Genomic DNA, 13,653 nt, shown 5'->3' on the forward strand with positions numbered 1-13,653 from the left:
CGGAGGCTCCATAAGTGGAAATTAATCCTGCGGGTGTCACAAAGTTGTCATAGACTGTCCGTAATCTGCCCACCATCGGATAACCCGACAGCAATAAACCGATGGAGATGCAACGTATGAAACTGAGAGCAGCACTCGCAACTGCAGTACTGGCAGGCTCTGTTGCCGCCGTATCCACGCCGGCCATGGCCCGCGACACAATCAGCATCGTGGGTTCTTCCACCGTTTACCCGTTCGCTACCGTGGTAGCCGAGCGTTTCGGTGCCAACTCTGACTTCCCGACGCCGAAGCTGGAATCCACCGGTTCCGGCGGCGGCCTGAAGCTGTTCTGCCAGGGCATCGGTACCCAGCACCCGGATATCACCAACGCTTCCCGCCGCATGAAGCCGTCCGAATACGACCTGTGCCAGAGCAACGGCGTTGAGAACATTACCGAGTTCCGTATCGGTTCCGACGGTATCGTTATCGCCAGCTCCAGCGAAGCCGAGAACCTGGACATCAACCTGGAGCAACTGTTCCTGGCCCTGGGCAAGCAGGTTCCGGATCCGGATGACGAGTCCAGGCTGATCGACAACCCCTACAAGAACTGGAGCGATGTCGATTCCAGCCTGCCCAACAAGCCGATCCGTGTAATGGGTCCGCCCCCGACGTCCGGCACCCGTGACGCCTTCGTCGAGCTGGCCATGCAGGGCGGCTGTGAAGACCTGCCGGCGGTTGCCGACATGAGCGAAGACGACATGGAAGGCGTGTGCCACAGCATCCGTGAAGACGGCGCCTTCATCGAAGCCGGCGAGAACGACAACCTGATCGTCCAGAAGCTGATCGACGATACCGGGATGTTCGGTGTGTTTGGCTACAGCTTCCTGGAAGAGAACTCGGACCGCCTCCAGGCCGCCCGCCTGAACGGCATGGTGCCGACAGTGGAGAACATTGCCGCTGACGAGTACCCTGTTGCCCGCTCCCTGTTCTTCTACGTGAAGAAGGCTCACATCGGCGTGGTTCCGGGTATTACCGAGTACGCCGAGGAATTCACCAGCGCCGGCGCCATGGGCCCGAACGGCTACCTGAAGAGCGTTGGCCTGATCGTGCCTCCCCGTGATGCACTGATGGATCTGCAGGACAAGGCAGCAGAGATGCCGAACCTGAGCAAGGACGAGCTGATGTAAGGTCCGGTTCAAGCCGGATGACACCGAGGGTGCGGGTCCAACAGGGCCCGCACCCTTTGGCGTATGTGAGGCGGTCAGTCCGGTGACGGGAATGGCTCCCGTGGCCACTGGCCCTGAAGTTTCTGAAGACGGACAATTGCATGCAAGCGGCCAATCTTTTCCTACTCACGCTGGTCATGGCGCTGGTGGCGTACGGTCTCGGGTACGCCCGTTCGCGATCGCTGGCCATGCCCCTGGGTGGTATTCGCCACCTGAAATCCCTGCCGTTCTACTATGGCGCCCGGGCGGCGCTGTGGTGCGGTATTCCGGCGTTGATCGTACTGGCGCTATGGGCGGCGTTCCAGGGAAAGGTCATCCAGTTACTGGTGGTGGGCTCCCTGCCGCCGGACATGATCCCGGATTCCGATGGCGCCGCCAGCCTGCTGCTGAGCAAGATCAGCAACGTGGCCAGCGGAGCGCTGCCGGCTGACTTTGTTGAGCCGCCGGTGGCGGAGGCCGCCGAACGCCTGACCATCCTGCGGGAACAGAGCCGCTGGTACATGACGTCGCTGGTTGTGGCGGTGGCCGTGCTGGCCGGGTTCCTGGGCTGGGTACGTATCCGGCCACGGCTTAATGCCCGCTCGCAGGTGGAAACCACTCTCAAGTGGATCTTCTTCTCCTGCGCTGCTCTGGCCATCCTGACCACCGTAGGCATTATCTTCTCGGTGTTCTTCGAGACGGTTCGCTTCTTCGGTAAGATTTCGTTCTTTGAGTTCTTCTTCGGTACCAGCTGGAGTCCACAGACCGCCCTGCGTGCGGATCAGGTGGCGGCAGAGGGTTCCTTCGGCATGATCCCGCTGTTTACCGGCACCCTGCTGATTTCAGCGATTGCCATGGTGGTGGCCGTGCCGGTGGGGTTGTTGTCGGCCATTTACCTTTCGGAATACGCCAACAAGCGGGTGAGGGGCATCGTCAAGCCGCTGCTGGAGATGCTGGCGGGTATCCCCACGGTGGTTTACGGCTTCTTCGCGGCGCTGACGGTAGCCCCGTTTATCAGCAATTTCGCCGCCTCGCTGGGGATCGATGCTTCATCCCAGAGCGCCCTGGCGGCCGGCGGTGTCATGGGCATCATGATCATTCCCTTTGTGTCGTCGCTGTCCGACGACGTGATCAACGCGGTGCCCCAGACGCTCCGCGACGGCTCACTGGCCCTGGGTGCCACTCAGTCCGAAACCATGAAGAAGGTGATCTTCCCCGCGGCCCTGCCGGGCATCATGGGGGGCATACTGCTGGCGGTGTCCCGTGCCATTGGCGAGACCATGATCGTGGTCATGGCGGCGGGCCTGGCGGCCAACCTGACGGCCAATCCGCTGGAGACGGTAACCACCGTCACCGTGCAGATCGTGACCCTGCTGACGGGAGACCAGGAATTCGACAGCGCCAAGACCCTGGCGGCCTTCGCCCTGGGTGCCATGCTCTTCCTGGCCACCCTGATCCTCAACGTGTTCGCCCTCCACATCGTACGTAAATATCGGGAACAGTATGAATGATCAACAGTCACAGGCGGCCATCGTCCGCCAGTCGCTGAAGCGCCGCTACCGTAAGGAGCGCCGTTTCCGGGCCTATGGCATCGCGGCCATTGCCATCGCGTTGACGGCGCTGGTGGTGCTTTTCACCGATATCATTGGCAAGGGGCACACAGCCTTCGTCAAGACCACCATCACCATGGAAGTGGATATCGATGGCGAGATGATGTATCTCGATGACGCCAGCGACGAGCGCCAGATGAAGAATGCGGATTTTGTCGAACCGCTGATCCAGGCGCTCATGAGGGAGATTCCCGACGCCACGGAATCCGACCGAAGCCAGGTGCGGGACCTGATCAATCCCTATGCGTCGAACCAGTTGCGGGATGCCCTCAGGGAAAACCCGGACCTGCTGGGCACCACCCAGACCATGACGTTCCTGTCCCATACCAATGTGGACGTCTACGTCAAGCACGCCGGCGATGAGAACTATTCCATCAAGCTCAATGAACAGCAGCGTGAGTGGGTGGATCAGCTGGTGGAGCAGGGCGTGGTGCAGAACTCGTTCAACGACGTGCTCTTCAGCCGGGGGGATTCCCGGGATCCGTCCCGGGCGGGCATCCTTGGTGCGATTGTGGGCTCACTGCTGACCATGATTGTAACCCTGGTGCTGTCGTTTCCCATCGGGGTGGCGGCGGCCATCTACCTGGAGGAGTTCGCGCCCCAGAACAAGCTGACCGACTTCATTGAGGTCAACATCAATAACCTGGCGGCGGTGCCGTCGATTATCTTCGGTCTGCTGGGTCTGGCGGTGTTCATCAACCTGTTCGGCATGCCCCGGTCGGTGCCGGTGGTGGGGGGGCTGGTGCTGACCCTGATGACCCTGCCCACCATCATCATTTCCAGCCGGGCGGCGATCAAGAGTGTGCCGCCGTCCATTCGTGAGGCGGCCGAAGGCATGGGTGCCTCCAAGATGCAGGTGGTGCTGCATCATGTGCTGCCCCTGGCGCTGCCCGGCATGCTCACCGGTTCCATTATCGGCATGGCCCAGGCCCTGGGCGAGACCGCGCCGCTGCTGCTGATCGGCATGGTGGCGTTTATCGTGGATGTGCCCGAGGGCTTCCTGGATTCCGCCACGGTGTTGCCGGTGCAGGTATTCCTGTGGGCGGGCAGCCCGGAACTGGCCTTTATCGAGCGGGCATCGGCGGCCATTATGGTGCTGCTGGCCTTCCTGATCAGTATGAACGCGCTGGCGATCTGGATGCGTAAGCGTCTTGAACGCCGGTGGTAAGGAGAATGGCGATGAACACCTTGAATACGACAGTAGATAAAGAGGCAGGCATGTCGGAGGAAACTCCTATCCCGATTCCGGAAGAAAAGCCGGCGGAAACCCTGATCGAAGAGGGCAAGACGGTTGGCACGCCATTCGCGGACGACCCCAAGTTCAAGCTTCGTAATGTGGAAGTGCTCTACGGTGACACGCCGGCGATCAAGAACATCAGCCTGGACATCGCCCGCAATGAGGTCATCGCCTTTATCGGTCCGTCCGGTTGCGGCAAATCCACCTTCCTGCGCTGCCTCAACCGGATGAACGACAGTATCGATATCTGCCGGGTGAAGGGCGAGTTGATGCTGGACGACGACAACATCTACGATCCCAGGCGGGACGTGGTGGAACTGCGGGCCCGGGTGGGCATGGTGTTCCAGAAGCCGAATCCGTTCCCCAAGTCCATCTATGAGAACGTGGCCTATGGCCCCCGTATCCACGGCCTGGCCAACCGCAAGTCGGACCTGGACGACATTGTCGAGAACAGCCTCCGCAAGGCGGGTCTGTGGAACGAGGTGAAGGACCGGCTGGATGCCACCGCCACCGGTATGTCCGGTGGTCAGCAGCAGCGACTCTGTATTGCCCGGGCCATTGCCGTCAGCCCCGAGGTAATCCTGATGGACGAGCCCTGCTCGGCCCTGGACCCCATCGCCACGGCGAAGGTGGAAGAGCTGATCGCGGAAATGTCTGAAAGCTATACCATCGTTATCGTGACCCACTCGATGCAGCAGGCGGCCCGGGTGTCCCATCGCACCGCCTATTTCCACCTGGGCCATCTGGTCGAGGTCAACGAAACCAACAAGGTATTTACCGCACCCGAACACGAACTCACCGAGTCGTATATCACCGGTCGTTTCGGTTAACACAGGTCGCGATTGCGAGGAGCTGAGAATGCCAACGAAGAAAGAAGACATGTATGGGGATCATATTTCCCATCAGTTCAACGAGGACCTGTCCAACCTGAAGAACGACTTCCTCAAGATGGGCGGCCTGGTTGAGCAACAGGCCATCGATGCGGTCAATGCCCTGATTGATGGCGATGGCCACGCCGCGGATGAGATCCGTGCCCGCGACAAGCTGGTGGACAAGATGGAGATGGAGCTGGACGAGGAAGCCACCCGTCTTATCGCCCGACGCCAGCCCGCCGCCCGGGACCTGCGGCTGGTGATTGCGGTCATCAAGATGGTGTCAGACCTGGAGCGGGTTGGCGACGAGGCCAAGAAGATCGCCAAGTTCGCCCTCACGCTGTCCCAGGAAGGCCAGGCGCCCCGGGGGTATGTGGAAGTCCGTCATATCAGCACCCATGTCACCAGCATGCTTCACGACGCCCTGGATGCTTTCTCACGGCTGGATTCGACCCTGGCCCTGAAGATCATGCGGGAGGACAAGCGGGTGGATGAGGAGTATCAGGCCGCCACCCGCACCCTGCTGACCTTCATGATGGAGGATTCCCGCAACATCTCCCGGTGCATGGCCGTGATGTGGGTACTGCGCGCCCTGGAGAGGGTAGGGGACCATGCCTGCAACCTGGCGGAGAATGTCATCTACATGGTGGAAGGTGAGGATGTTCGCCATACCCCGGTGGAAGAGGCCGCGAAGGTGGTCAAGCCCTGACGGCTGCGGGCCCCGTACCGCCAGGGTGGCAGGTTGCGGGGCCCGGGGCATTGGTTTCGGTCAGGTAAAAGATGGTCAGGGGCTGGCCATCCGGTCCTTTAATGACGTAAAATTCATGTTCAGTCGCCCGGGTGCAATGACGCTCCCGCAGTGGGCTCCGCAACCGCGGGAAGGACTCCGGATAGCCGGTTTCAGGGAAGACGTGACTCTGTCACCCACAGGACGCAGACGTCCTCTCCCCGATCCCCGGATGGTCTCCGGCTACAATCATGTTCATTGGCAGGACAGGCCACGGTTGCCGTCGGCAGACGTGAGAAGAGTCATTGCCAGGCATGGAGTGGAAAGCTGCCGGCCCACGGGCAGCCAAATCACGACTGGATCATGGAGGATCACGATGCCTGACCTGAAATTACTGCTGCCATTCCTTGGCCTGGCCCTGGTGGCCTGCACCACCACCAAGAACCCGGCCACCCTGAGCCCGGAACACCCCATCCCCGTTCCCGAAGCGGAGGAAGGCGTTCCCGCCGACTGGGCCCGGGCCCAGCTTGCCTGGGAATGGGAGTATCCCGCCCCGCTGGTCCATGCCTACGAGGACAACCGGGAAGCCGGTAATTGCCTGGAACTGATGGCACTGACAGCCCGGGGCTACGAGGCCCGCAACCTGTTTGAACAGCCCTTCCTGCAGGCCCGCACCACCCTCTGCCAGGCGGTGAGGGCATCCGCCAACCTTGCCGGTTTTGACCGCAGTTTCCTGGAGCCGTCGCTGCTGGACCGGAACCTGCCAGTGGAAGCACCGGCGGAGTTTGCCCTGGCCATCTCCGGTGACACCCAACGGCGGGCCCAGGCCCGGGAGACCTGGGCCGAGGTGGAGACGCCCGCGGGGTTTGAACCGGTCAGCAACTATGAAGCGGTATACCGGGGCCAGGATGGTTCGGTACAGCGCCTGCGGGTGCTGGCCCGGGGGGACTACAACGGGGACGGGCTGGAGGACGCCATCCTCTATCTTACGGAAGGTGTTGATGGCGGCAGCTATGCCCACGCCCGTTACCTGATCGTGACCCGACTGGCACAGGATGCGCCCCTGTCGTTGCTATCCCCGGTAACGGATGATCAGGAGGCCATTAGCAACAGTAGCACCAGTTCCGACAGCACCACGCTGGCGCCCAGCGCATCCCCGGTATAGCCGCCCAGTTGCGAACGCAGGTAGCGGCCCCACAGCAGGGCCACGCCCAGGGTGGCCAGCAGGCACCACAGCAACAGGTGGCTGTGCCAGATACTGGCCGCCGCGCCGAGTACCGTGGTGAACGCGGCGGCTACCGCCAGGCGACGGCGGGAGAAACCATCCGCCACCGGTTTGCTCTTGCTCTGATCGGTCTGGGTCACGTAGGGCAGGTAACCCATCAACAGTAGTGGCGTCAGCCGTGACACGGCCGGTGCCATCACCAATGCCACCAGGATATGGAAGCTCTCCAGCAGCAACGCTGCCTTCAATCCCAGGGCCATCACCAGTGCCACCGTGCCGTAGGTGCCGATGCGGCTGTCCTTCATGATAGTCAGGCGCTTCTCCACCGTATACCCCCCCCCCAGGGCGTCGATACTGTCCGCGAGGCCATCCTCGTGGAATGCCCCCGTGAGCCAGAGGTGCAGGACCATCACCAGCAGGACCGACACCAGTGGTGAAAACCAGATCTCCAGCAGACTGAAGGTGGCTGCGTACAGGGCGCCCAGCAGCAGGCCCACTAGCGGAAAGTAGAGGCTGCTCTGGTTCATCAGGCGTTGCGAGTAGTCGATGCGGGCCAGCATGGGGATCCGTGTCAGGAATCCCACTGCCAGCCAGAAGGCCTGCCATTCCCGGGATAGTTGAAAAGAGGGAGTCTGCACGTTGTATCCGTATCCATATGAAAACGCCTATTCTGACGATCCCGTGGCGGATTCGCCAGGGAATGTCCGTCTGGTGGCAGGTTTCACGAGTGGCGAAAGTAGTCCAGAATTGTCTGGTATGTGTGAATTCGAATTAATGTACTAAACTGATACATGTTTGGTGGTCCAGATTTGAAAGATACATTTAGCGACTGGACATAGGCTATGGCACTGGAGTCTGCTTCCCAAAAGGATGACAAGCATGTTCCAGATCTGCTGGAGGAACTGGCTTCTGGCGTGCCCGGTGTCCTGTTCAGCTACTGGGTGAGTGCCGATGGTACCGAGCGGCGTTTCCCCTATATCAGCAGCCGTGTCAGTGACCTGTTTGACGTGACTCCCCAGGAGCTGAGTGAGGACGGGTTGCTATTGACGGCGCTGGTACACCCGGACGATGTGGAGGGTCTGCGCCCGTCCACCGATGAATCCGCCCGTACCCTCCGACCCTGGCAATACCAGGCCAGGGTTCGCCTCAAGGATGGCAGTTACCAGTGGTTTGAGGGCCATTCCCTGCCCAAGCGCCTGGCAGACGGCAGCACCCTCTGGTTCGGCCAGTTCACCAATATCCAGGCCCACAAAGACCTGGAACTCAGCCTTCGGGCCAGTGAGGCGGAGGCGGATTACCAACTGCGGTTCCACCAGTTGCTGGCCAGCCTGTCCTCGGAATTCATGGACTCCGCCATCGGTGATATCGACGAGGAGATCAACCGCTTCCTGGCCCGTATCGGTGACTTCTTCCAGCTTGACCGGGCCTATATCTACCAGTTTTCCGATGACCTGACCCGCATGACCAACACCCACGAATGGTGCCGCGACGGAGTGGTCGCCCTGAAGGGCAGCCAGCAGGATGTGGACATTACCGGTTTCCACTGGTGGCAGCAGCAGATCCATGAAGTGTTAGGCCGGAACCAGGTGGTGTTCGTGGAGGATGTCAGCCGGCTACCGAATCATGCGATGGAGGAACGGGCCCTGCTGGAGGAGCAGGAGGTGGCTGCCATGTTCTGCGCGCCCCTGTTGATTCGGGGCTCCGTGGAGGGATTCTTTGGCATGGATTCTCTCTCCGTTCGCCACTGGCGTACGGATCTGGATGACCTGCTGGTGCTGGTGGCCAACCTGCTGACCCAGGCCCTGGAACGGTTCCGCCTGGAGCAGGAACTGTTGGATCAGTCCATCCTCGATCCGCTGACGGGAATCCATAACCGCCGCTATCTGAAGCCACGGGTTGAGGAGATGCTGGCCCACTATCAGCGCACCGGGGAGGGCCTGGCCCTGGCGATGCTGGACATTGACCATTTCAAGGAGGTGAACGACAACCATGGCCATCTGGCCGGAGACCAGGTGCTACAGCATTTTGCCGGCCTGCTCCAGGATCAGTGTCGTGGCACGGACGTGGCGGCCCGCTATGGTGGCGAGGAATTCATTGTCGCGCTGGCGGATGTCACACCGGACCAGGCTACCTGTGCCTTGCAGCGGGTACTGGAGCTGGTCCGGGAACAGCCGGTCCGCTTTCAGGGGGGAGATATCCCGGTGTCGGTCAGCGCTGGCCTGGTTCATGTGACAGACCTGCCCTGGGAGACCCTGAACAGCGATACGCTGATCACCGAGGCGGACCGTCGCCTGTACGAGGCCAAGCGATCCGGGCGGGATTGCCTGGTTGACGCATCCGGCCCCATCAGCTCCTAGGAAACCCTATTTCACACCATATTGCTTTATGGTATATGCTTAGAACCTGTTTGTGGTTTTCGGGGTGCTACCATGCCCACCCCCGTTCCTGACGCTATCCACTAACCGGGTCCAAGGGCGATCATTTTGAAACTGTCCCGTTTCCTGCCGGTATTGACGTGGCTGCCCCGCTATAACCGTGCCTTCCTGGTCCGGGACCTGTTGGCGGCGATGATCGTTACCGTCATGCTGATTCCCCAGTCCCTGGCTTATGCCATGCTGGCGGGGTTGCCACCACAGATGGGACTTTACGCCAGTATCCTGCCGCTGGTGTTGTATGCGGTGTTCGGCTCCAGCCGGACCCTGTCGGTGGGACCAGTGGCGATAACCGCCCTGATGACCGCCGCAGCCCTGGGGCAATTGTTCGAGCCGGGGGCAGCGGAAATGGTTAGCGGCGCTATCCTGCTGACAGCCATAACGGGGCTGATGCTCCTGGTCATGGGCGTATGCCGTCTCGGGTTTCTGGCCAATTTCCTCAGTCACCCGGTGATTTCCGGATTTATTACCGCCTCCGGACTGGTGATCGTGGCCAGTCAGTTGGCGCCTGCGCTGGGTATACAGGCTGGCGGGAAGAACCTCTATGAGGTGGCGGTGGAGCTATTCCGGCACCGGGAGGATATCCACTGGCTGACGCTGGCCATCGGTGGCGGCGTGTTGCTGGCCCTGCTGGCCGCCCGGGAGTACCTGAGGCCGTTGCTGACCAGGCTGGGGATTGGTTCGGGGCTTGCGGACAACCTTGCCAGGACCGCCCCCGTAACCGCCGTGGTGATTACGACAGCACTGACCTGGGTCCTGGAGCTGGACAAGGCCGGGGTGGCGGTGGTGGGGGATGTGTCCTCTGGCCTGCCGGAGCTGGTCATGCCGGCCACCGACCTGTCCCTGTGGCGACAACTGACGGTCAGTGCCGTGCTGATCAGTATTGTGAGCTTTGTGGAGTCGGTGTCGATTGCGCAGACCCAGGCGGCCAGGCGACGGGAGCGTATTGATCCCGACCAGGAACTGGTGGGCCTGGGGGCGTCGAACCTGGCATCGGGGATATCCGGGGGCATGCCTGTGGCCGGGAGCTTTTCCCGTTCCGCGGTGAATGTGGACGCCGGTGCGGAAACACCCGCCGCTGGCGCCCTGGCGGCGTTTGGCGTGGCATTGGCGACGGTGTTCCTGACGCCGGCCATCGCCCTGTTACCGGTGGCCACCCTGGCCGCCACCATCATCGTGTCGGTGCTATCGCTGATCGACCTGCCGGCTCTGGTGCGCACCTGGAGATACTCCCGGGGGGATTTCGTGGCCATGCTGGCGACGATCGCCCTGACCCTGTGCTACAGCGTGGAGGCCGGCATCCTGGCGGGGGTGGGGCTGTCCATCGGGCTGTTCCTTTACCGCACCAGTCGTCCGCACAGCGCCGTGGTCGGCCGGGTGCCGGGTACCGAGCACTTCCGTAATGTGCGCCGCCATCAGGTGGAAACCCGAGCCCATATGGCCATGCTGCGGGTGGACGAGAGCCTCTACTTTGCCAATGCCCGCTTTCTGGAAGAGCGGGTCCTGGAGTTGGTTAGCGACCGTCCGGAACTGACCGATGTCGTGCTGGTATGCGCGGCGGTGAACCTGATCGACGCTTCCGCCCTGGAGAGCCTGGAGGCCATCAACGAACGCCTTGAGGCCGGCGGTGTGCGTTTCCACCTGTCGGAAGTGAAGGGCCCGGTGATGGACCGGCTGGAAGGGACACGCTTGCTGGAGCGGCTGACCGGGAACATCTACCTGACCAGCTATCAGGCCTGGCAGGCCCTCGGGTCATGGATGGCCGCCCAGAAGCCGCTGGCGGGTGACGTCGGCAAGAATGCGTAATGGTGCCTCCTCGCATTCCATGACTTCTACACACTCCCTGACGGCGGCCGCAGGCAGGTTGTCCGGCAACAGGCAGTCGATGGCCCGTTGCTGGGTGTGTTGATCCAGCCAGCACGGATTCCAGAGGCAGTCCCGTTCACCGGGGAACAGTGCAACATAGGCGATACCGGTTTCCACCAGGTCCTGGAAGAAGTGGGAACCATAGGACAGGTCCGGTACCATGCCGTTGCCCATGTCGGCGATTTCCGCCAGCACCGACACCCGGCTGATATCCGCAAATCCCACCGGTACGCCCAGCTCCGGGCTGCTGGTGCCCCACCGCCCGGGGCCTGCCAGCATGAGGTTGAAGCGCTCTGGCGTCTGCCGGGCCAGCCGTCCCACCAGGGTGGCGACCTGGTATTTGCCGTGGACATCCAGGGCGCTATAGGCCTCGGCGTTTACCTGGATGATCCGGTGGATGGCGAGGTTGATATTGCCGCCCATGAAGTGCCCCCGGGTCGCCATCAACAGCCGGTGCGGGTCAGGCTGGGGTGGCAGGGATACCGAGCTGGCGTCGCCGATGGTGGCCAGGGGGCGACACTGCACGAGGTTGATTCGGGGGCTGTCATCCTCCTCGCCCAGGTGGATGGTGAACTCCACGTCAACCGGGTGGGCATAGGCCGCTTCCAGGATGGACAGCATGCGGCCGGCGAGTCGGATCACCTCGCCCTGGCGGATCAGCGGCCGGAAAGTCAGGCGCCACACGGGGTGATCCAGCCCCAGTTCCCGAGCCCGCTCGGACGCGGCCCGGTCAATTTCCCCCAGTCGGGCCAGGGGCAGGTCCGGTGCTTCCCGGGCCAGGGTGGTCAGGTCGGTGGTGGTGAGGCCCGGGCCGTTTACATCCAGGCTGTCCACCAGGTGCTGGCTGAACCGGTAGTTTTCCTCAAGACTGCGAAAGGGTTGTTTGAGGGGGTGATCCAGGGCGATGACCCAGGCGTGATCCCCCTCGATCCGGTCGACGGCCCGGGTACCCAGACCCATCACCAGCCGAAGCATACCAGCCTTGGGATCCATCTCCGGATCCCAGACAAAGGTATTGCGGGATACGCCAACGGCCGCGGCGTCCGGCAGGTACCAGTGGTCATGAAAGCGTCCGTTGACCCGCTGGATCAGCAGGGCCATGGGTTCCTCCTGCTCTTCCAGACCACGGCTGCGCCGGTAGCTGAGGGCATCATCGCTCATGGTGGAGGCATAGACCTGGCGGATGGCGTTCTCCAACGCCTCCAGCCGGTGCTCCGGATCACCCTGATTGATCAGGAAAACGCTCTCGTACTTACCCGCAAAGGCATTGCCAAAGCTGTCTTCCAGCAGGCTGCTGGAGCGCACCAGAATCGGATACTGGCCGAAGTGATCCAGGGTCCGGATCAGTTCCGGCCGCACCTCCGGCGGAAACTCGCCAGCCAGAATGGCGTCCCGCAGTGCTGGCGCCTGTTCAAAAAAGCCTTCTCGGGTGCGGTGTTTCATGACGGCGGGCCACAGCCCATTGTGCACCAGGAAGGCGTACCACACGTCCGAGGCCATGAACATGGAATCGTGGGGGTCCAGGGCGGTGTGCCAGTTGTCCGGGTCGTCCTGTAACAGCATGGCACGCGCCAGCAGCATGCCCACCGCCTTGCCGCCGATAAAGCCACTGCCGATGGTGCGGTTGTGGATGGCGGTGAGATCATCGAGGGTCAGGTAGCGTTGTGCCAGGTCCAGCATACGGCCGTCCCGGCTGATCAGCACCCGGAGGATGCGTTGAACCAGGGCGCGACCGGTCTGGTCACTGGTCCGCCCGGCGTGCTCTTCCGCCTCCAGGAACAGCCGGTCCCAGCCATCCAGCAACTGTTGCTGGGAGCCATGGGCCTGCTGCTCGATGGCCGCCTGCAGCCGGGTGGCGTTGGAGCTGTCGGTGACCGGTATGAAGTCCCCGTCGCGGTAGCGGTGGGGCAGGAACATGGTGGGGGACTGCCGTTGCCAGACCTTGACCGGCTGCACCTGCATGTCGTCCTCGGCCCGGTAAACATCGATCATGACTTGCGTGGTGGCGCGTATGCGGTCCAGAGTCTGGCGGGAGTGTCGTTGTGGCAGAAGTGCGAACCAGGCGACGGTGTCCAGTTCATACAGCAACGGGCAGATCACCCGGAAGAAATAGCCCACCATGGTGTCGGTGGCCCAGGCGTTGAGCAGGTCACTGAGACAATCGCACACGTAAAAGGCACCGCGGCCCCAGGTTTCCACCAGTTCCCAGATGCGGGCGGTGAAGGACTCAAAACCGTCCCGGGCATCCACTTCGATAATGCGGATGCCCGGACCGGCGGCCAACAGGGGAGGATGCTGGCCAAAGCGCAGGTAGATGATCTGGCGGCCGGCGTCAGTGGCTGATGCCACGAAGGGGCTGACAAACCGCCGGTAGTCGTCCAGGTCAGTGACCCGCCAGACCACATTGTCACCGATCCGCAACCCGTCCAGTACCTGGTCGAGGCCCGGTACACCGGTGGATACCACCGGGCCGGGCCCGGCGTCGGTGGCCCTGGTCATG

The 13,653-nt window shown here is 62.1% G+C and carries 10 protein-coding genes; 8 read left to right on the forward strand and 2 right to left on the reverse strand.

The features are described 5' to 3' along the window. Positions 1-116: 116 nt before the first annotated feature. The 6 genes from ACJO2E_RS17070 (at position 117) to ACJO2E_RS17095 (ending at position 6,795) form a co-directional block, all read left to right on the forward strand. The gene (locus tag ACJO2E_RS17070; RefSeq protein WP_406965440.1) at positions 117-1,166 is read left to right on the forward strand and encodes a substrate-binding domain-containing protein; all 1,050 of its coding nucleotides are present in this window, start codon (positions 117-119) and stop codon (positions 1,164-1,166) included. 140 nt (positions 1,167-1,306) lie between these two features. Continuing rightward, entirely contained in the window at positions 1,307-2,695 is a 1,389-nt protein-coding gene (gene pstC / locus ACJO2E_RS17075) for a phosphate ABC transporter permease subunit PstC (protein WP_406965442.1), read from the forward strand. Continuing rightward, on the forward strand, positions 2,688-3,962 hold the full coding sequence (gene pstA / locus ACJO2E_RS17080; protein ID WP_406965444.1) for a phosphate ABC transporter permease PstA: 1,275 nt from the start codon (positions 2,688-2,690) through the stop codon (positions 3,960-3,962). The genes pstC and pstA overlap by 8 nt, the downstream gene beginning before the upstream one ends. 11 nt (positions 3,963-3,973) lie before the next feature. Then, positions 3,974-4,861: a phosphate ABC transporter ATP-binding protein PstB gene (gene pstB, locus ACJO2E_RS17085; protein ID WP_406965445.1), complete on the forward strand. Its 888-nt coding sequence runs from the start codon at positions 3,974-3,976 to the stop codon at positions 4,859-4,861. A 28-nt stretch (positions 4,862-4,889) separates the two neighbouring features. Further along, positions 4,890-5,612: a phosphate signaling complex protein PhoU gene (gene phoU / locus ACJO2E_RS17090; protein WP_406965447.1), complete on the forward strand. Its 723-nt coding sequence runs from the start codon at positions 4,890-4,892 to the stop codon at positions 5,610-5,612. Positions 5,613-6,006: 394 nt separating this feature from the next. After that, positions 6,007-6,795, forward strand: coding sequence for a hypothetical protein (locus ACJO2E_RS17095; RefSeq protein ID WP_406965448.1), 789 nt, complete (start codon positions 6,007-6,009; stop codon positions 6,793-6,795). On the opposite strand, the gene cobS is transcribed toward ACJO2E_RS17095, so the two are convergent. Continuing rightward, the gene (gene cobS / locus ACJO2E_RS17100) at positions 6,723-7,493 is read right to left on the reverse strand and encodes an adenosylcobinamide-GDP ribazoletransferase (RefSeq protein ID WP_406965450.1); all 771 of its coding nucleotides are present in this window, start codon (positions 7,491-7,493) and stop codon (positions 6,723-6,725) included. The two genes, ACJO2E_RS17095 and cobS, sit on opposite strands and share 73 nt — an antisense overlap. Before the next feature lie 204 nt (positions 7,494-7,697). Between cobS and ACJO2E_RS17105 the strand changes: the two genes are divergently transcribed. Both ACJO2E_RS17105 and ACJO2E_RS17110 read left to right on the forward strand, forming a co-directional pair. Then, positions 7,698-9,212, forward strand: coding sequence for a sensor domain-containing diguanylate cyclase (locus ACJO2E_RS17105; protein ID WP_406965451.1), 1,515 nt, complete (start codon positions 7,698-7,700; stop codon positions 9,210-9,212). 126 nt (positions 9,213-9,338) lie between these two features. Then, a complete protein-coding gene (locus ACJO2E_RS17110; protein ID WP_406965452.1) occupies positions 9,339-11,093 on the forward strand; it encodes a SulP family inorganic anion transporter in 1,755 nt (584 codons plus the stop codon). Here ACJO2E_RS17110 and ACJO2E_RS17115 read toward each other — a convergent pair. Then, positions 11,040-13,652, reverse strand: a complete 2,613-nt coding sequence (locus tag ACJO2E_RS17115; protein ID WP_406965454.1) for a PEP/pyruvate-binding domain-containing protein — start codon at positions 13,650-13,652, stop codon at positions 11,040-11,042. The two genes, ACJO2E_RS17110 and ACJO2E_RS17115, sit on opposite strands and share 54 nt — an antisense overlap. Position 13,653: the final 1 nt, after the last annotated feature.

It is taken from the genome of Marinobacter shunpengi, assembly GCF_045449695.1.
GTDB lineage: Bacteria > Pseudomonadota > Gammaproteobacteria > Pseudomonadales > Oleiphilaceae > Marinobacter.